The sequence below is a fragment of the Erwinia mallotivora genome, from assembly GCF_000590885.1.
GTDB lineage: Bacteria > Pseudomonadota > Gammaproteobacteria > Enterobacterales > Enterobacteriaceae > Erwinia > Erwinia mallotivora.
Map to the genome: position 1 here is coordinate 315937 of NZ_JFHN01000053.1, position 20643 is coordinate 336579.

At 55.8% G+C, this 20643-nt stretch carries 12 protein-coding genes and 2 tRNA genes; 5 read left to right on the forward strand and 9 right to left on the reverse strand.

All coding sequences use genetic code 11. The features are described from left to right. Positions 1–17: 17 nt before the first annotated feature. Together BG55_RS13890 and BG55_RS13895 are read right to left on the reverse strand one after the other, a co-directional pair. On the reverse strand, positions 18–935 hold the full coding sequence (locus BG55_RS13890) for a transcriptional regulator GcvA (protein WP_034938532.1): 918 nt from the start codon (positions 933–935) through the stop codon (positions 18–20). A 346-nt stretch (positions 936–1281) separates the two neighbouring features. Further along, entirely contained in the window at positions 1282–1506 is a 225-nt protein-coding gene (locus tag BG55_RS13895; RefSeq protein WP_034938533.1) for a YgdI/YgdR family lipoprotein, read from the reverse strand. Between the two features lie 210 nt (positions 1507–1716). Here BG55_RS13895 and csdA point away from each other — a divergent pair, with 210 nt between their 5' ends. Both csdA and csdE read left to right on the forward strand, forming a co-directional pair. After that, complete coding sequence (gene csdA / locus BG55_RS13900; RefSeq protein WP_034938535.1) at positions 1717–2922, forward strand: cysteine desulfurase CsdA; 1206 nt, start codon at positions 1717–1719, stop codon at positions 2920–2922. After that, positions 2922–3368: a cysteine desulfurase sulfur acceptor subunit CsdE gene (gene csdE, locus BG55_RS13905; RefSeq protein WP_420889620.1), complete on the forward strand. Its 447-nt coding sequence runs from the start codon at positions 2922–2924 to the stop codon at positions 3366–3368. The genes csdA and csdE overlap by 1 nt, the downstream gene beginning before the upstream one ends. On the opposite strand, the gene tcdA is transcribed toward csdE, so the two are convergent. Together tcdA and mltA are read right to left on the reverse strand one after the other, a co-directional pair. After that, positions 3369–4169, reverse strand: a complete 801-nt coding sequence (gene tcdA, locus BG55_RS13910) for a tRNA cyclic N6-threonylcarbamoyladenosine(37) synthase TcdA (protein WP_034938538.1) — start codon at positions 4167–4169, stop codon at positions 3369–3371. Between the two features lie 54 nt (positions 4170–4223). Further along, positions 4224–5363 carry a murein transglycosylase A gene (gene mltA / locus BG55_RS13915; protein ID WP_034938540.1) on the reverse strand — a complete coding sequence of 380 codons (1140 nt, stop codon included), beginning with the start codon at positions 5361–5363 and terminating at the stop codon, positions 4224–4226. A gap of 205 nt (positions 5364–5568) precedes the next feature. Here mltA and BG55_RS13920 point away from each other — a divergent pair. Together BG55_RS13920 and BG55_RS13925 are read left to right on the forward strand one after the other, a co-directional pair. Then, positions 5569–5645 (forward strand) — tRNA-Met (locus tag BG55_RS13920). Between the two features lie 63 nt (positions 5646–5708). Continuing rightward, positions 5709–5785: transfer RNA gene (locus BG55_RS13925), tRNA-Met, on the forward strand. Between the two features lie 69 nt (positions 5786–5854). Here BG55_RS13925 and amiC read toward each other — a convergent pair. Further along, positions 5855–7105, reverse strand: a complete 1251-nt coding sequence (gene amiC / locus BG55_RS13930) for an N-acetylmuramoyl-L-alanine amidase AmiC (protein ID WP_034938542.1) — start codon at positions 7103–7105, stop codon at positions 5855–5857. 237 nt (positions 7106–7342) lie between these two features. Between amiC and argA the strand changes: the two genes are divergently transcribed. Next, a complete protein-coding gene (argA, locus tag BG55_RS13935; RefSeq protein WP_034938543.1) occupies positions 7343–8692 on the forward strand; it encodes an amino-acid N-acetyltransferase in 1350 nt (449 codons plus the stop codon). A gap of 100 nt (positions 8693–8792) precedes the next feature. Here the strand turns inward: argA and recD are convergent, their stop codons facing one another. The 4 genes from recD to recC form a co-directional block, all read right to left on the reverse strand. Beyond that, entirely contained in the window at positions 8793–10643 is a 1851-nt protein-coding gene (gene recD, locus BG55_RS13940) for an exodeoxyribonuclease V subunit alpha (RefSeq protein WP_034938545.1), read from the reverse strand. After that, complete coding sequence (gene recB / locus BG55_RS13945) at positions 10640–14176, reverse strand: exodeoxyribonuclease V subunit beta (RefSeq protein WP_034938546.1); 3537 nt, start codon at positions 14174–14176, stop codon at positions 10640–10642. The genes recD and recB overlap by 4 nt, the downstream gene beginning before the upstream one ends. Then, on the reverse strand, positions 14173–17061 hold the full coding sequence (gene ptrA, locus BG55_RS13950) for a pitrilysin (protein ID WP_034938548.1): 2889 nt from the start codon (positions 17059–17061) through the stop codon (positions 14173–14175). Before ptrA ends, recB begins: the two co-directional genes overlap by 4 nt. A 131-nt stretch (positions 17062–17192) precedes the next feature. After that, positions 17193–20570: an exodeoxyribonuclease V subunit gamma gene (gene recC / locus BG55_RS13955; RefSeq protein ID WP_034938564.1), complete on the reverse strand. Its 3378-nt coding sequence runs from the start codon at positions 20568–20570 to the stop codon at positions 17193–17195. Positions 20571–20643: the final 73 nt, after the last annotated feature.

A 20643-nucleotide genomic window follows, 5' to 3' on the forward strand; every position in this document is an offset into this window, starting at 1 on the left:
CACCGGATAACAAGGCCTCAGCTGTCATAGCGAAAACGAAACTTTTCCTGTTCACTGGCGGCTTTTGCCAGAATCCACCGACGAAAGGCGGCTATTTTACCCAGATCTGCCTGACTGTCATGACAAACCAGATAAAAAGCATTTTTACTCACCAGCACGTCATTAAAAGGACAGGCCAGTCGCCCGGCCTCAATTTCTGTCTGTGCCATCACATTATTTGCCAGCGCAACGCCCTGCCCGTGGATAGCGGCCTGTAACACCATCGCGCTATGGCTGAAAATGGGCCCGTGCTGCACATTGATATGTGCCACGCCAAGCTGACGGGTATAAGATTGCCAGTCACGACGTGATGCGTCATGCAGCAGGGTATGACTTGCCAGGTCCTGGGGGGTTTTCAGGGGGCGATCGCCCGTCAGTAAAAGTGGAGAACAGACCGGCAACAGATATTCAGCATACAGTTTTTCCACCCTCAATCCCGGCCAGTTACCACGGCCATAAAAAATGGCCACATCGACATCATCAGCCAGTTTCGCCTCATCGCGGTCTGTTGCCTGGATGCGCACATCAATCCCCGGATAAGCTGAATTAAAGCTGGCAAGCCTCGGCACCAGCCACTGAATGGCAAAACTGGGCAGCAGACTGACGGTCAGCGCACCTTTGGCGCTGCGAGCCTGAAGCTTGCGGGTGGCCTCATTCAGATCGGAAAAAATCTCTTTAATGTCCAGATAGTAACTCTGCCCTTCTTCGGTCAGCAGCAGCGATCGATTACGTCGACGAAACAGCTTCAGCCCCAAAAAATCCTCAAGTGACTTGATTTGATGGCTGACCGCAGCCTGGGTGACAAACAGCTCTTCAGCCGCTTTAGTAAAACTAAGATGTCTGGCCGCAGCATCAAACACACGCAGCGCATTCAGAGGAGGGAGACGTTTGGACATGATTACCGGACAGTTGTTGGCTGTGACAAAACGTAAGACGCCTGACAGAGTTTTACGTATTAGTTTTTTTTATCCGAGGCATTATAATTTGTCCGTTGAGGATGCACCAGCAAATACCTATAGTTGCGGCACTTCCAGAGCCGGAACGAAAAGCAGGTTAGAAATTCAGGCAGTTAAGTGAGATTTTGGCAGGCTTTTGGCTGGTGGTCGTGATGTTGTGTTTGCAATTGGTCTGACGATTTTCAGACCGTGGGTGGTTCAGCTACCTTTTATCAGTCCCGGATTTATCCTGTCTGTCCACAAAATTAACAGCACCGCAGTTGCGGTGCTTTTTTTTTACGTTAGCTTACTGCCCCATCTCAACCATTTCTTTTACATCAGAACGATTGATCTGTTGTTTGTTACCATTAGCATCTTTGTAGCTGATCATTCCGGTATCACTGTCCACCACTGGTTTGCCACTGGAGACAATGGTCCGGCCATCATTGGTGTGCATCACATAGTTGCTGGAACAGGCAGCCAGAGTAAAAGTCATGGCGCAGGCGGCCATAATAGCAGCGAGTTTTTTCATCTTTTTGTATCTCCTTGCAGTAGTAATGCGATAAACCCCCGCAGATGGCGATAACTGAAGGCCTTTCAGCCAAATACACATTTGCGAGTGATAGTTTAAACCTTGCATAATTGAGGATAACGCGCTTTTTCAACATTGCCAGCCGGGCACCTGCAATTCAGAGTGGTCCTGAATGAAAGCGCATCAATTCATCATCCGCCAGAGGAGAGTATGACGTCATTTATCCCAGCACAGTTTCGCCAGCAGTTCCCGGCACTGGCCGACGCCGGAGTCTATCTGGACAGCGCCGCCACGGCACTCAAACCCGAGGCGGTGATTGAGGCGACACGGCAGTTTTACAGCCTGAATGGCGGAACGGTCCATCGCAGCCAGTTTGCCGCAGCCCGCCAGTTAACTGAGCGCTATGAACATGCCCGCAGCCAGGTCGCCCGCTTGCTGGCTGCTGCAACAGACAGCAGTATTATCTGGACAAAAGGCACCACCGAAGCCATTAATCTGGTGGCCCAGGCCTGGCTACGTCCTCGTCTGCAACCAGGCGATGAGATCGTCGTCAGTGAGGCTGAGCACCATGCCAACCTGGTGCCCTGGTTGATGGTGGAAAAACAGTGTGGCGCGAAAGTCATCCGCTGGCCGCTGGGAGAAGATCTTCTACCTGACATGTCGTTACTGCCAGCGTTGCTTAACTCATCCACCCGGCTACTGGCGCTGGGCCAGATGTCGAATGTCACCGGCGGCTGCCCGGATCTGGCGCAGGCCATTTCGCTGGCCCACCAGGCAGGCGCAAAAGTGATGATTGACGGTGCGCAGGGCGTGGTGCATAGCTCAGTTGATGTGCAGGCGCTGGATATCGACTTTTATGCTTTTTCAGCACACAAGCTGTATGGCCCGATGGGAACCGGGGTACTTTATGCCAGACCCGAACTTCTGGAAATCATGGAACCCTGGCAGGGTGGAGGCAAAATGCTCTCCTCCGTCACCTTTGAGGGCTTTACCGCCATGCCTGCCCCCTGGCGGTTTGAGGCAGGGACGCCTAACGTTGCTGGCGTGACAGGCCTTAGCGCAGCACTGACATGGCTGGAAGATCAGGACCGAACTGAGGCTGAGAACTGGAGTTGCGGACTGGCTGAACTGGCTGAACAACGTCTGAAGAATCTTCCCGGCTTTCGCAGCTTTCGTGCCGGGCGCTCCAGCCTGCTGTCGTTTGACATTGCCGGTATCCACCACAGCGATGTGGTGACGCTGCTGGCAGAAAGTGGCATTGCGCTGCGTGCCGGCCAGCACTGTGCGCAACCTCTGATACAGGCACTGGGCGTGAGCGGTACTTTGCGCGCCTCATTTGCCCCTTATAATACGCACAACGATGTTGACGCGTTGGTACGCGGTATGACTACCGCGCTGGAAATACTGGCAGACTAATAATGACTCTACTCCTCGCTCCCCACCCGTTCGGCACACTGATTACCGCAGACGAACTTAAACAGCAATTTGCTGCTTATACTCAGTGGGAAGAACGTTACAGACAGCTCATCCTGTTGGGCAAACAGCTGCCAGGCCTGCCGGAGGAACTGAAAACCGCTGAAAATGAGCTGCGTGGCTGTGAGAATCGCGTCTGGCTGGGGCATCAACAGCTTGCCGACGGTAACCTGCATTTTTACGGCGACAGTGAAGGTCGCATCGTGCGGGGATTACTGGCCGTCCTGCTCACTGCGGTGGAAGGCCAGTCTGCCACGTTACTGTCACGGCAGTCCCCGCTGGTACTGTTCGATGAGCTGGGCTTGCGCAGTCAGCTCAGCGCTTCACGTAGTGCAGGACTTCAGGCGCTGGCAAACGCGGTAACGGTCGCGGCCAGCCATGCGCAGTAATTAACCGCGTGCCGCTCTGGCCATCATCTTTTTCAGCACATGAGCAACGGCAACAAAGCCAAAAGTCGCGGTCACCATGGTTGCCGCGCCAAATCCTGACGCGCAGTCCATGCGTTTTGGCCCTTCTGCCGTGCTGCGGGAAGCACAGACCGAACCGTCCGGCTGGGGATACATCAGCGCTTCGGTAGAGAACACACAATCTATTCCCAGTTTGCCTTTACTGTTTTTAACCACATTAAAATCGTGCTTCAGCCGCTCGCGCAATTTAGCCGCCAGCGGGTCCTGAATGGTTTTTGCCAGATCGGCTACCTGGATCTGCGTCGGATCAATCTGTCCACCTGCGCCACCAGTGGTCACCAGAGGTATTTTATTACGCCGACACCAGGCCACCAGCGCGGCTTTTGGCCGGACACTGTCGATAGCATCAATCACATAACTGAAGGAATTCGTTATCAGCGTGGCGGTATTTTCCGCCGTGAGAAAATCGTCCACGCAGGTAACCCGACACTCCGGATTGATAGCCAGAATCCGCTGCGCCATCACCTCTGTTTTCGCCTGTCCAACCGTTCCCTTCAGGGCATGGATCTGACGATTAGTGTTGGTGACACAAATATCATCCATATCAATCAGGGTGATAGCACCAATACCGGTGCGAGCCAGCGCTTCAGCCGCCCAGGAACCGACGCCACCAATACCTACCACGCAGACATGCGCATCGGCAAACAGTTGCAAAGCAGATTGTCCATACAGCCGCGCCGTACCGCCAAAACGTTGCAGCCAGGCGTCAGAAAGAGAAGTCATGGATTACCTCAGAATTGACCAGCAGGCGGAAAAGTCGCCTGCTGTCAGAACAGATTACTGCGTTAACAGAGCCGAACCGCCGGAGCTGTTTTGCGCAGCAGAGAAAAGGGGCGCGCCCGCGCCTGGCGCAGATTTCAGTACCCAGACACGGCCATAGTGATTAAACCAGCCGGCCATATGCCCCGCATAAGGTCCAATCCCCTGATAAATATCGAAATGCTGTCCTTTTATCGCGCCGCCCACATCCAGCGATACCATAATGCGCATCTCATACTTTCCGCTAAATTTACCGTTATTATCCAGTAGAGGCACTTCGGCCAGCAGCGCCGTTCCCGGTGGGATCAGCGAACGGTCAGACGCCACGGAGGCTTTCGCCACCAGCGGCACCGCGCTGGCACCGCGCACCGGCGCAAAATTTTCCGGTTTGAAAAACACAAAGGAGGGATTTTGCTCCAGCAGTTCCCTGACTTCCGCCTCGCTGTGCTCTTCACCCCACTGGCGAATGGCCTGCATTGACATATCTTCGCGCTTCACTTCACCACGATCGATCAACACTTTGCCAATACTGCGGTAAGGATGACCATTTTTACCGCCATAGCCAAAGAACATCAGCGGACGGCCATCGCCATAATCAACATAGCCGCTGCCCTGCACATCCATAATAAAGTTATCCATCAGCGAATTGCTGTAGCCGATGACATACCGCTCATCCAGCGCTCCGCTGTAGATTTGCGCACGAGAGGGCAGGCGGCGCTTACCGGCGGGCATACGGTAGAGCGGGTACTGAAATTCACCCTGCCGGGTGTAACGTGCCTTAATAACCGGGGTGTAATAGCCGGTAAACTGCACGTTACCGTAATTATCCGCCCCTTCCATCTGATAAGTATCCAGGCCGAACTGACGCAGTTGCCGGGTGTCTCCCCCCGCCATCAGCCAGCTTTTAATCGCGCTATAGGTACTGCTCTGACGGGCAAACATGCCGGGCGAAGCGTACTGGATTTCTGACACCTGGTCGGCAAAGTCTTTACCGTTAACCGGACGCCCTTTCACATTGGGCTGATTGACCAGTCCCAGAGGTTCTTCGAGCTTTCCGTCTTTATATTGCTGCCCGCGATCGGTCGGTCTGGAAGAACATCCCGCCAGCAGGGCGATCAGCACCCCGCTAATAACATACTTCGCCCAACGTCCTTTCATTACTTTGCGCCCTCTTCGCGAAATTGCTGGCCGAAGATAGCAAAGCCATCAGCGTTTTGAAATGTGCTGAGCGTAAAGATCGTCCGGCGCTGTTCAACTACAGTACAGATGGCGGAAAAATTAAGCAGGCGGCGCTGTTTCTGAGACTTTCTATAAAAAAGAGGTTGCAACAAAACTCACGGCGAGTATAGTGCGCATCCACGGACGCGGGATGGAGCAGCCTGGTAGCTCGTCGGGCTCATAACCCGAAGGTCGTCGGTTCAAATCCGGCTCCCGCAACCAATTTCCTTCAGAGAAAAGTAGTAAAAGAAAAGAGTGTCGTGACGGAAGCGACAGCAACGCGGACGCGGGATGGAGCAGCCTGGTAGCTCGTCGGGCTCATAACCCGAAGGTCGTCGGTTCAAATCCGGCTCCCGCAACCAATCAAACACCCTCAAGGGTGTTTTTTTGTTTCTGCCCTCCCCCTCATTGTTGATTCACACCCGCTTCTGTTACTTCGCTACCCGTGAAGCGCTCCGGGAAAAATACGCTTTTATTCCTGACAGAATGGCCTCCGCGACCTGCTGCTGAAAATGCGCGGTGCGAAGCTTACGCTCTTCTTCCAGATTACTGATAAATGCCGTTTCCACCAGAATGGATGGGATGTCCGGGGCTTTCAACACCGCAAACCCGGCCTGATCCACCGTTTTTTTATGCAGATGATTGATTCTGCCCATCCGTAATAACACTTCATGACCAAACTTCAGACTGTCATTCACCGTCCGGCTTTGCACCATGTCGAAAAGGGTATGATCGAGGTAGCGATCGCCACTCAGGCTGACGCCGCCAATCAGGTCGGATTCGTTCTGGGTTCGTGCCAGATAGCGGGCGGCGGTACTGGTCGCGCCTTTGGTCGAGAGCGCGAAAACTGATGAGCCTCTGGCCGCACGACTGGTAAATGCATCGGCATGAAGCGAGATAAACAGATCGGCGCGCAGCCTGCGGGCCTTTGCCACTCTCACTTTCAGCGGGATAAACACATCTTCATTGCGGGTCATGTGCGCGCGCATACTGCCTTCTTTATCAATCAGCGTTTTTAGCCGCCTGGCAATTTTCAGCACGATGTCTTTTTCCCGCGTTTTGTTTTTGCCAATCGCACCAGGGTCTTCCCCGCCATGTCCGGGATCGATCATGATCACCAGCCGGCGATCTTTTCCCGCCTTGCCCGGCAGCGGGGCTTCGACAGGCTGATGCTGTGCCAGCCTGCCCTGATTGTAATCTTCCAGTAATGCCAGCAGTGGATCATCCTGATGATGGTTGCTGATGCCCTTTGCCGGATAGAGATCCAGCACCAGCCGGTTTTTAAACCCGGCCACCGGCTCCAGAGTAAAAATTTGCGGCGTGACGTTTTGCTTCAGTTCCACGACCAGGCGCACGGTATTGCTGTTGAACTGTCCTACCCTGACGTGGCGGATCCAGGGATCGTCACTGCGCACCAGATTTCCGACATTTTTCAGTACCGGGTTAAGATGCAGATCAGTGATATCCACCACCACCCGCTCAGGATGGCTGAGGGCAAACTGCTTATATTTTAGCGGCGTGCTGGATTCCAGCGTTAAGCGAGAGTAGGTCGAAGACGGCCAGATGCGGATAGCCACCACCTGCGCCAGCGCCGCGAAACCCACTTTGCTGACGCTGAGCAACACAACTGCGCCGACGCTTTTTAACCATCGGCGTCGGCCGGGGGAAGGTAAATCGGACATGCAACTCCAGGTTGTTTGCTGTTTTTAATCAGAAAGTCGAGCCAAATCACTGCCATAAACTGAAACTTTAGCGAATCCTGCTAAGGGTGTCATGCGGAAAAAGGTCAGGTAATGCAAACTGTAAGCGACCCTTGCCAGCTATAGTTAAACAGCCTCGGGATCAATTGCCCCTTGCACCCGGCTCACAAAAGAATAAAAATACATTTTTATCGAATAATCATTCACAGAGGGTTTGCCGTGAAGGAACGGAGTACCGAGCTGGTTCAGGGCTTTCGTCATACAGTCCCCTACATTAATGCCCACCGTGGTAAAACGTTTGTCATTATGCTGGGTGGTGAAGCTATCGGGCATGAGAACTTTTCCGGCATCGTTAATGATATCGGCCTGCTACACAGCCTTGGCATCCGGCTGGTGCTGGTGTACGGTGCCAGACCGCAAATTGACGCCAATCTGGATGAGCATCATCTCGAGCCGGTCTATCACAAGCATACCCGCGTCACTGATGCACAGTCGCTGGAGCTGGTCAAACAGGCTGCGGGGCGTTTGCAGTTGGACATCACCGCCCGCCTGTCAATGAGTCTGAACAATACCCCCCTCCAGGGCGCTCACATTAACGTGGTCAGCGGCAACTTTATTATCGCGCAACCGCTGGGCGTGGACGATGGTGTTGACTACTGCCACAGCGGGCGCATCCGCCGCATAGATGAAGAAGCGATACATCGCCAGCTTGACAGCGGTGCCATTGTGCTGGTTGGCCCGGTGGCGGTGTCTGTGACCGGCGAAAGCTTTAACCTGACCTCAGAAGAGGTCGCCACCCAGCTGGCGATCAAACTGAAGGCTGAAAAGATGATCGGTTTCTGCTCAGGTCAGGGCGTGACTGACAGTGAAGGCGAAATTATCTCTGAACTCTTCCCGAACGAAGCGCAGCAGCGCACCGAAGAACTGGAGCAGAGCGATGATTATCTCTCCGGGACGGTGCGCTTTCTGCGTGGCGCGGTAAAAGCCTGTCGCAGCGGCGTCCGCCGCAGCCATCTGATCAGCTACCAGGAAGATGGCGCGCTGATCCAGGAACTCTTCTCCCGCGATGGTATTGGCACCCAGATTGTCATGGAAAGCGCCGAGCAGATCCGCCGGGCAACCATCAATGATATCGGCGGCATCCTTGAGCTGATCCGCCCACTGGAACAGCAGGGAATTCTGGTGCGCCGCTCCCGTGAGCAGCTGGAAATGGAGATTGATAAGTTCACCATTATTGAACGTGACAATCTGACTATTGGCTGTGCCGCGCTCTATCCCTTTCCGGAAGAGCAGATTGGCGAAATGGCTTGTGTGGCGGTACATCCGGACTACCGCAGCTCCTCCAGGGGAGAAGCGTTACTGGAACGCGTCGCGCTTCAGGCACGTCAGATGGGACTGAAAAAGCTGTTTGTGCTGACCACCCGTAGCATCCACTGGTTCCAGGAGCGCGGTTTCATGCCGGTGGATGTGGATCAGCTGCCTGAAAGTAAAAAACAGATGTACAACTATCAGCGCCGCTCTAAAGTGCTGATGGTCGATTTGCGTCACGCCGCCAGGTCTGAAGCCTGAAAATCAGGGGCGGGACAGCATAATCCGCCCCAGCCCGGCGGCTGAAAATCAATCCGCTGGCGGGCCTGCCGACGCATCTTTCAGACCGTCCATGCCCTTTTCACCCGCACTCCGCCGCTCCCCGCAGACGTTCGACCAGTCCGCTACGTCTCAGGGTGCGGATTTTTACCGCGTTACTGAACACCGTCATCTCGGCAAACAATGTCAGCTTTAAGCGGGCCCGGGTGATGGCGGTATAAATCAGTTCCCGGGTCAATACCGGAGCAAACTGTCCCGGCAATACCAACAGTGTGTGCTCAAACTCTGAACCCTGCGACTTATGCACGGTCATGGCAAACGCCGTCTCGTGCGGGGGCAGACGACCTGGTTGCACCGCCTTGATGGAGCCGTCAGGCAGCGGGAAAAACACTTTCAGTCTCCCCTCTTCATCGTTCATCGCAATGCCGATATCCCCATTGAACAACCCCAGCACGCTGTCGTTGCGGGAGATCATCACCGGACGCCCCGGATACCATTTGCCGCTGACGCCCGGCGCGCGTTGGATCAGGCGATGCTGCGCCAGAAAGGTTTCAATCCGCTCATTGAGTCCGGTAACCCCAAATGGCCCTTCACGCAGAGCGCAAAGCAGACGGAAACGGCCAAAAGCGGCAATCACCGCTTCGGGTGCGGCTTCTGCTTTTAACAGCAGCAGATAATCCTGATATCCCGTCAGACAACTGTTCAACAACTGCTGATAATCTTCACTGCTGTGCATTGAAAACCGTGCAATATCGTCAAAACCGGCGGCGAAGACCTCATCCGCCCGACGGGTGTCCCCGGCGTTGACGGCCAGCGCCAGTTGCCCGATACCGGACGAACGGTCAAAACGATAGCTTTTACGCAGCAGACAGATACTGTCGCGCACGCTGACCGCCCCGCCATCGTCATGCCCCACCACCTCACAGCCGGTCAGGCTACTGAGCTCTTTCGCCCTCGCCTCGCTGTACCCCGCCTCGGCACAGCGACAGATATCGCCCAGTATCGCCCCGGCTTCCACCGACGCCAGCTGATCGCGATCGCCAAGAAAAATCACTCTGGCCTGCGGCGGCAGGGCCGCAATCAGGCTGGCCATCATCGGCAAATCCACCATAGAGGCCTCATCCACCACCAACAGATCCAGATGTAAAGGATTACCGGCGTGATAGCGCATTCGCTGGCTGCCGGGAATGGCACCAAGCAGGCGATGCAGAGTGGTGGCTTCCGTCGGAAAATCTTGTTTTACCGTCTCACTGACATCCAGATTTTGCAGGGCTTTTCCCAGCGACTCGGTGAGACGTGCTGCCGCCTTGCCGGTGGGTGCCGCAAGGCGGATACGCAGGTTTGCGCCGGAAAGCGCCAGCAGAGAGGCCAACAGCTTAGCCACTGTGGTGGTTTTACCGGTGCCGGGGCCACCGGAAATGACCGCGATCTGCCGGGTAATGGCCACCGCTGCGGCAATTTTCTGCCAGTCATCACGCTCACATCCAAAATGGCGGTCGAGAATGGCCCGCAGTTGCTCAGGCTGGGCAATAACGGGCGAGACATCGTTAACAAAAAATCGCGCCACTTCGCCTTCAGACTGCCACATCCGGTGCAGATAAAGCCGCTGCTGCCAGAGAACCAGCGGGGTGGCCGAAGAACCATCGCCCACCGCCTCTTCGGCTGATAACAGGCTCTGCCAGTCCGGTTCGCCAGCTTCCTGCGAGATCTGTCGGGCCAGTTCCGGATGGCGACCGGCAAACAGCAGCTGACCGGTAAATTGCGCCAGTGGCAGACAGACATGCCCTTCCCCCGCACCGACGCTGACACAGGCAGCTGCCAGCATCAGCGCCGGCCTGTCATCACCGGCGATCAGGCGCGCAAACTGCACATCCAGCGGCCGGAACAGTCGCTGCTCGCAGGCTTCTGCTAACAGTTCAGCCATCCTGCTCATAAATCTTCCTCATTCTCACCGGTAAACAACGCATCCATCCCGCTAATCAACGCGGCATCAGGCCGGTTGAACCAGACGCCGTTTTCCCGGCACTCCCCATCAACACCCCGTAAAAACAGATAGATAACGCCGCCAAAATGCTGCTGATAGTCATAGTCCGGCAACCGGTGCCGCAGATAGCGGTGCAATGCCAGCGTATAAAGCTGATATTGCAAATCGTAACGGTGAGAACGCATCGCCTGGGCCATGGCTTCCTGGGTGTAATCTGCTGCCGCGTCACCCAGCCAGTTTGATTTGTAGTCCAGCAGGTAATATTTGCCCTGCCAGCGAAAAACCAGATCGATAAATCCCTTCAGCATCCCCTGTACCTGCTGAAAATTCAGCGGTGGACATCCGGCTGAGAGCGGGTCATAGCGCTTCACCAACTGATCAAGCGCTTCAGCCCTGAGCAGACGCCCGACGGGCAGAAAAAATTGCAGCTCAACCTGATAACAGGCAGGCGGTAGCTGATGCAGACTGGCCCCGCTGTCATTCAGCGGGGTCTGCAATACCCGTTCAATCCACGCCAGCATCACCGGCAACCAGGCCGCATCGTAACCCTGCCGGGTCAGCTGTGCACTGAGCCACTGCGGGTCAACCGGTTGGGTAAAATCGATATTTTCAAACAGGGCATGAAGAAATGTTCCCGGCGCGGCCCCTCGCGGAAAGTTGTATGGCGTCAGCTGCACGGCCTGGTGGCCCTGAGCTTCACCCGCCGCATCCACGTCGAGGCGCGGTAACAACTCAAAACCAGCATTGTGACCATGCTGCTGCAATCCGGAATAGCTGGTAACCCGCCAGTCATCGCGCAGCGAGCGGGTCATCTGTCGGCTACTGAGAGGCGGCAGCGACAGCGAAAGCGGTTGCCATGTCCGATCGTTAACCTCGCCCGCAACGCCGATCGCCAGCGCATCGCTACTGAGTGCCCGCAGATGCTGTTGCAACCCGTCAGCATCCGCCGCTTCTCCCTGTTGGATAAGATAACCCACCGCGCTGCGATGCAGGTCACTGAGTCCCTCTTTCTTGCGGTTACCCTTCACCAGAGGCGCGATACCCACGCTACATTGCCAGACTGAACGGGTCAGTGCGACATATAGCAGGCGCAGATCCTCCGCCAGTCTTTCCTGCTCGGCCAGCTCAAGGCTTTCAGCATCGTCGTGTAAATCGAGCAGTGCCTGAAAACTTTGCCGGTCGTGATAGACCCCCTGTCCCCCTTCACGAAAACTGGCAATAAAGGGCAGCCAGACCAGCGGATACTGCAACCCCTTGGATTTATGGATAGTGACAATCTGCACCAGATGGCGATCGCTCTCCAGCCGCAGCTGCTGGCTGGCGGACTGACCATCAGGCTCTGCCACTTCCTGCGCGAGCCAGCGCAGTAGTGCATGTTCACTGTCCAGCTGCGTCGAGGCTTCCTGTAACAGTTCCCCCAGATGCAACAGGTCGGTCAGACGACGTTCACCGCTTTCAGAGGCCAGCAGATTTTCGGCAATGTGCCGCCGGACCATCAGCTCGCGCAGCATGGGCAGCACGCCTCGCTTCAGCCAGCGCTGTCGGTAAAGATCGAACTCCTCCACCAGCGCGTCCCACTGGCGTTCATCCTGGCTGAGCGCTTCCAACGTTAACGCATCCAGCCCGAGAATGCTGGTCGCCAGCGCGTTGCGTAAAATGCGCTCCTGGTCGGGAGCCAGCACCGCCTGAAGCAGCCATACCATTTCACGCGCTTCCTGGGTACTGAAAACGCTGTCACGGTTAGAGAGGTAAACGGAGGGAATGTGCAGACGGTTCAACGCGTCGCGCATCAGCGCAGCCTCCTGGCGACTGCGCACCAGAATCGTGATATCGCAAGCCTGCACCGACCGCAGCGTATCGCCTTTACCGATTAACGCTTCACCCCGCTGTCCGGCCGTCAGCCAGTGGCAGATATCCGCCGCGCACTGTCGGGCCATAAACTGCTGGTAATCACTTACTCCGACGCCTTCGCCAGGCTGTAACCAGAAGCGTAACGCGGGCTGCTCCTCGCCATCCAGCATAAAACGTAATGCTGCATTTGCGGGGGCGGGCTGGACGGGGATGAAGGGGATTTCACTGAACAGAAAAGGCGCAGGCAGACAGCTGAATAACTGATTTACGCTGTCCACCATCGCCGGGGAAGAACGCCAGTTGGTTTCCAACGTGTAGTGAGCGCTGACTTCATTACGTGCCCGCATATAGGTGAAAATATCCGCCCCGCGAAAAGCGTAAATTGCCTGCTTGGGGTCGCCGATCAACAACAGTGCATGGTCAGGCTGGTGGGCGTAGAGCTTGCTGAAAATGCGGTACTGCTGCGGATCGGTATCCTGAAACTCATCGATCAGCGCCACCGGATAACGACTGCGGATAGCCGAAGCCAGTGCGTCTCCCCCGGCCTGCTGTAAGGCACTGTCCAGTCTGCCGAGCAGGTCGTCGAAACCGAGCAACGCCGTGCGCTGCTTCTCTTTTTGCGTAGCGGTGCGGATTTCACTCAGCGCGCGCGCAATCACCAGATCGCGCAGGGAGAGGGGTTCAGCAAGAAAGAGATCGATCTGTGCAAACAGCGGATGTTGTGGCGGCTCGCCTTTTTTGGTCTTCTCCAGCAACATACGCTGTCCGAAACGTTCCAGTTCCGGCGGAGTTTGATAATCTTCCGTCTCGCTTTGCGCCCACTGGTTAACTTTTTCCAGCCAGACGGGTAAGTGCTTACTGCTGTAACTCCGTTTGTCCACACCAGACTGCACCAGCAGATCGTGCAGATTGCCCGCCGCCAGCCACAGCGCCTTCATTTCATTGATACGGGCAATAATTCTCTCGTGCCGCTCGACAAAGCTTTCCTGTAAATCGGGCGGATGTTTCAGGGTTGGCGTTTCGCCATTCAGCCAGGGCGAGAGCGATGAGAGCAGCTGTTCCGGCCCCTGCCACATCTGCACCATCACCCGCGCCACCGGCAGCGGCAAGGGATAACAGTGGCGTCGCCAGAAATCTGCGGCGGCGCGATGTCGCAGCGGCAGCTCATCTTCAATCAGTTGCTGCTCAAACAACATACCCGACTCAAAAGCATTGAGGTTGAGCATACGCTGGCAGAAACCATGAATGGTGAAGATCCCGGCATCATCCATCTGCCGCTCGGCTGCCAGCAGTTGTGCCGCCGCGCGCGGTAAATCGCCGATCTCCTGCATCAACTGCTGCAACATGTTGTCTGTGGTGTGACCACGGACACAGGCGATACGCAACTGATGGATGTTCTGCCGGATACGGCCCCGTAGCTCTGCCGTGGCCGCCTCGGTAAAGGTCACCACCAGAATCTCCTCCACCGCCAGCGGACGGGAAAAGGCGGCTTCACCACCCAGTCCCAGCAGCAGCCGCAGATAGAGCAGGCCGATAGTGAAGGTTTTTCCCGTGCCTGCCGAGGCCTCAATAAGCCTTTCGCCGTGCAGCGGCAGCGTCAGGGGATCAAGACGGCGGGCAGCTTGATTCATGGTTTATCATTTTTCGTCGGAAAAGATTGCTGCAAACGGGTCACGTCCGGCCAGGTGGTAAACCCTGCCGGTGCCGCATAGTCTGCCTTATCGTGCTGGCTGCCGGAGATCTGTGACAGCAGTACCAGCCCCTGAGGTTTTATCACCGCGTCATGGAAAAAGGTTGCCAGTTTTTCTGGCGTCAGCGCGCCGATCGCGGCAATCAATCTGGCACGGGTATCAAAACGGTAATTCTCGCGGTTAAAGTCCTTACTGAAGCGTCCGGCCTCTTCATCCAGCGTTTGCGGGCGCTGTTTCAGCTCATTGATCATCGACGCCTGATACTGAGCAAAGTCTTCCTTGCTGATAGCACGCAGGCGCTTCTCCGCCGTGGGATAGAACGCCTCAAAACGGCGCAGCAGATAAGCCGGTTGTTTAACATTGCTTTGTAACAGGAAACCCAGCCCCCACTGACGCCCGACCGGCATCTGGAAGGAAAACACCGCGTAGCCCAGCTGTTCTTCCGTACGCAGTTGGTTATAGAACCACGGCTGCACTATCTGGCTGAGCATCGCACTGCTGGCAATGCTGGTTAATTCGTCATAGCCCAGAGGCACATACAGTGCCGCCAGTGCAGAATCGGTGCTGCTGCCCGGCTTTTGCAGGTTTGCCAGCGTTTTTTTGTCAATCTGAATGTACTGACTGTGCCACCAGCTGTCGCCCTGGCAGTTAAGCTGCGATTTAATCTCCGTCGCCAGGTTTTTGCTGCTCTCCGCCGTCATATTCCCCACCACCAACAGTTCCGGAGTGGATTTCTGCAACAGCATCTGCCGGTAGTCATTGAGATCCTGCAAGGTGATAGCGGCCAGCTGCTGGCGACGCTCGGCACGCGGCGTGTAGGGCAACTGCGGCAGCACCTGCGCTGGCTGAATCGCCAGTTCAAAAGCTTTGCCCTTCTCCGCCGCATCCAGACGCTCACGATACCAGGATTTGGCCTGCTCCAACTGTTGCTCCGTCGGCTGATAGCTGGCATAGCCCTTCAGCAGCGCTTTCATCAGCTCCGGCAGGTGCTGGGTAAAGCCGCTGACGTTAAAGGTGACGCCGTTATCCTCCCCGGTGGAAAAACTGATCCCGCCCACAGAGGCCTGGGAGTTCAGCTCATCAAGCGCCAGCCCGGCAAGGTAATCGTTCAGCCCGAACAGCACCTGATTTTTCGCGGTGCTCATTGCCTCTTTGTTACGCAGATAGAGGGTAATGTTGGCTTTGGGATCGTCAGCGTAGTACTGGCTCGGCATATAAAACACCCGCAGTCCCGGCTGGCTGATAAGCGGCTCAGGATGCGCCGAGGCACGCTGAGTGGGGATCAGCGTGAAATTATCCGGGATCCACGGATTCAGTACCGGCAATGATAAAGCAATTTTTTCACTGGCGGTCTGCCAGGCGGCAAAGCGCTCCGGGGCGATAGTGTCCACCTGATAAGGGGCGTTAACAAAATAGGCAACTTTATTGTGCGGCTCATCCGGGCTGATAAACCAGATCCGTGCGTTCTGCGGGGTCATTCCGTCCAGACGCGCTTTGATCGCCTGCGGATCGTAGCGGTCAGCAATGTAGCCGGCATCAAGGATATTTGCCACTGGCACACGCAGCATGGTATCAGCCAGCCACTCAATGTAATCCATATCACGGGTAATTGACGGATAGCGGAAATCGAGGTCCAGCACGTGGGCCATTTCATCAAAGTATCTTTTATCGATTCCGCCACTGCGTAAGGTATGGAGATAGCTGAACACCGCCGCAATCACCCGATCGCGCTCTGCCAGGCCTTTATCGGTGAGCGACACCGAAATGGAGAATACGCCCCCATTACGGTCCACCATCGGGTCGGCACCGGCATCAACCGCGTCGGCCAGCCCGTTGTTTTGCAGCCAGTCTGAGAGGGTATTTTTGCTGCGATTACCGATCAGATAAGCAATCAGGGTATCGGTTTTGCTGCGGAAGCGATCGCTGTTATTTTCAATACGAAATTCTATTTTCAGCTGCTTACGAGGCTGCGCGGGCACATAGTGAATGATGATGCCCTTCTGTTTTTCGGTGACCACCGGTACGGTAATTTCCGGCACCTCTGCGTTGCGGTTCTCCACCCGGCCAAAGGTGCTGACGGCAACCTTTTGCAGCTCCTCAAGCGGCTTATTGCTGTAGATCACCGCCTTCATCAGGTTGGCCGAATAGTAACGATGATAAAACGCCTTCAGCGCGTCATGCAGCTTACTTCCGGGTTTATCCTGCAATGTCTCCAGATTGCCACCGGAGAACAGTGAGCCCGGATGCTGCGGGTTTAAGGTTTCTGCGCCAACCTGCGCCATGCGCAATCCATCACGGGAGCGCGCCATGGTCAGTTCGGCATTGACCGCATGGCGCTCCCGGTCGGCATTGACCGGATCCAGCAACGGCTCTGCGATAGCGTCCGCCAGCCGGTCAACCGCGGGTTGCAGCGCGTCATTTTCCACCTCAAGATAAAATGCCGTACGATAAGACGCGGTGCTGGCATTGTGGCTACCACCATGTTTTTTCAGGAATTCGGCAAGGTTATCGGGCTGCGGATAGCGCTTCGAACCCATCAGCAGCATGTGCTCCAGATAATGGGCCAGCCCCTGCTGGTTACGGGGATTCTCCAGCGAACCCACCGGCAGGGTCAGCGCAGAGAGGGATTTAGTCGCCTGCGGATCGGAAACCAGCAGCACCGTCATGCCATTATCCAGACGGATGGCCTGGTACTGACGCGGGTCTTTTTCACTTTTACGTATCGTTTCAGGGATCGGTTGCCAGCCAGGCTGAGCCTGAATCAGTGGACTCCAGAATGTGGCAATAAGAAACAGAGTGGTGAACCAGACTGCAAAACGACGCATTCAAACTCCTCGACAATCTCATTATTTGTCAGCCCCCATGCAGCCGGGCGACCGGTATTTACCCTGGATAGTTCACTTTCGGCTGTGAGCGAAGGTGAACAGAAAAGCAACAAAATAGTTATAAAATAACACTACAGGATGTCTGACTTAATGTCATTGATCTGCGCAAGAGGCAGCAGCCAGGCCTGCGCATTAGCGATTATTGCCTGCACGGTCGGCTCATCCAGCGTGCGAAACAGGCGGGCCAGACTGGGATCGCTGCCTTCGCCCTCAATCTGGGCATTTCCCTGCCAGGCCTGTAACAGCTTGATGCGCGCTTTTGCCCGGCTGGCATCATCATCAGACAGGGTCTGCGTTTTTTTATCAAAGCAGGCTTCCAGCCAGGCACCACCTGAACGGGGCAGCAGCAGCAGCGGTGTGCACATTCCCTGTCGGTATCCTTCGACATAGCGTTGCAGCCAGTCAGCGGCCTGCTGTTCTGAGAGTGGCGGAAAACGCCACTGGCTCTCTTTACGCCCCAGCATCCTGCTCTCACCCGCTCCGCCACACAGGCAGTAAACCAGATGCTCCAGCCACAGCGTCAGCCCGTCGGTAAAATTTAGCTGTGCTGGCCGCCAGCGTAACAGGCCATCTTCCTGCACGGCCGGTAGCCAGCCATTCAGTTGCAGCCCATCTACCTGAAGATTGATTTCGAGGCTGGCGGCCGCTTTTCGCTGATGACGAATCTTTCCGGCCAGCTCTTCCATCTCGGCCTGTTGCGCCTGCCAGAACAATTCGCCATAGACACCGTAAGGCAGGGTCCCTGAGGCACGTTGCCGGTCGTATAACCATTGTGCAGGTTGCTCATCGAGCAACGCATTCAGCAGCTGATGATTCAACTGATAGCGGCTGAGATTATCCAGCACGAAGGTTTCGGCATCGGGCAGTTCCGGAGGTGACATAGTAAAACTGACGCCCAGACGCTGGCTGAAAAAGGCACGTACCGGATGACGCCAGAATCGCACCAGCTGTTCGAAATTCAGCTCGCTGATTTCCAGTGGCGGGAGAGGCTGCATAAAGGGCGGCTGCGCCACACCGCTGCCGTTTGCCGCAGGCAGCCATTCAGCGGCAAAGCTTTGACAACCGGCCGCTGGCGTGAAATTTTCGGCGGCAAACGGCATCCGGCTGTGCAGATGCTGAAGATGCTTCTCTACCGCCGCCGCGCTGCTGTCCACATCGCGATCCCGGTCATCCGGCAGACAGAAACTCTGGCTGATGTATCCCACCAGCTCACTGACCAGCACCGAAGGGAACCGCTCTGAATTATCCTGGATGCTGCGACCTATAAAGCTGATATACAGCTGAAGCTGTGCTGAATTAAGCGCCTCCAGAAACAGATAACGGTCATCGTCACGACGGCTGCGATCGCCTTTTTCCGGCTGTTGGCTCATCAGGTCAAAACCCAGCGGCGGCAGTGTCCGCGGATAAACACCGTCGTTCATTCCCAGCAGGCAAACGACCTTAAAAGGAACAGAGCGCATCGGCATCAGTGTGCAGAAGTTTATCTGACCGGCAAGAAAACGCTGGCTTATCCGTTGCTGGTCAAGTCGCGATGCCAGCTCATCACGCAACAGCGACAGCGGGATCGCCTGAAGATACTGCGCCCCGATACCGTAACTGATAGCCTGTTGCCACTGCTCTTCGATCAGTGCCAGCGCAGCTTCGGTATCGGCATCGCCAGCGAAAAAGTCATCAAGCAGCTCACGGCAGAGTGGCAGCCACTGCTCCAGCGTACGGGGTTCAGTCAGTCGCTCGCGCCAGCGGCGCAGACGCATCAGCAGCTCTGCCAGGTTCCCGGCCAGCACGGCAATCAGCCCGCTTGACTCGTCATAAGGCAAAATCCCCTGCCACAATCCTGCCTGGCTGTTCATGGCGTAACCCAGCAACATCCGCGACAAGCCAAACTGCCAGGTGTGTTGCCCGTCAGAGGGGAGATCCAGCCCCGACAGCGTGTCATCATCCAGCCCCCAGCGGATGCCGGATTCGCCCACCCACTGCCGCAGCAGCCGCAACCCCTCCTCATCAACAGAGAAACGGCTGGCCAGCGCGGGCACCTCCAGCAGCGCCAGTACTTCTTCTGAAGTAAAGCGACTGTCCGGCAGATTCAGCAGTGAGATAAAGGCCTGTAAGGCTGGATGAGCCTGGCTGGCGCGCCGATCGGAAATGGCAAAAGGCAGCCAGCGGTCCGTCGGGGCGTTGCCAAACACCGCCTGAATAAACGGCGTGTAAGCGTCGATATCGGCCACCATGACGATGATATCGCGTGGGGAGAGTGACGGATCGTTCAGCATCATCTCCAGCAGGCGATCCTGGAGCACTTCCACTTCACGCTGCGGGCTGTGACAGAGATGAATACTGACAGACTGGTCTTCAGGATCCAGCAGCCGTTTGTTTCTGCTGGTTGCCCACTCTTGCGGATTCAGGCCAATAACCGAGTGATCCGCCAGCTCCAGCAGGTCATGTTGCAAACTTTTTAACAGATTGGATGGCTCGATATCCACGAAGGCATCGATCTCCTGGCTGGTCATTTGCGACAGCAGGTAGAGGTTATCGCGTCCCAGTTTGCCCCAGGACGCCAACAGCGGATTACTCAGTTGCTGTTCGCCAGCGTCATTAAACAGCGCTGATGCGTCCGCCTGACGAAACAGTGCACTTTCACCCTGCTGTTGGTAGTGCTTCCTGCGACGACTTTGCAACTTCGCCAGAAAAGCATAATCCTGGATGTCTCCCCAGTAATGACGACAGGGATTAGTGAAAAGCAGATGGATATCAATATGTTTGCCCAGCGCCTGCAAAGCCTGCAAATAGACCGGCGGCAGCGCTGAAATCCCACAGATAAATACGCGGTCTGGCAGATCTGCCGGACGTTCAGCGCTGTTTTCCAGCGCAGCGATGAAACGGGAATAGAGATTAGCCCGATGCCACTCTGGCTGGCCCAGCTGGCGGGTGTAGTCCACCAACGCCGCCCATAACGGTGCCTGCCACCGCTCGGCCTCTCCCAGCTCAAGCCTTTTACCCTTTTCCCAGCTGTTGAGCCACTCAGGTCGGTAGACCAGATACTGATCGAACAGGTCAGCCACGCGGGATGAGAGCTGAAACAGTTTTCGCTGATCTTCATCGTCGGCCAGGTAGTGTTGTAACAGGGCAAATTCATCACGCCTGAGCATCTCAGGCAGAATCGCCATCAGCTTCCAGCTCATAGCGGATTTATTGAAAGCACTCTCTTTGGGAATATCCGGCAGGACACGTACAAACATATCCCAGATAAAGGTAGCGGGCAGCGGAAAAGCGATATTGGCAGCAATACCAAACTGTTCTGCCAGCGCAATTTGCAGCCACTGTGCCATGCCGGGGCTTTGCACCAGCACCACCTCCTGCTGGAAAGGGTCCCGCAAAGGCTGGTTCTCTATTTGCCAGGCCGCCAGCGATTTCAGCAAATCCAGCTGATTTGAGTGGTAAACGGTAAACATCACTGCTCCTGCATCCGGGGCCAGACTTTGAGCGGATACTTTACCCCGTCCGGCACTCATTGCAACTTTACCG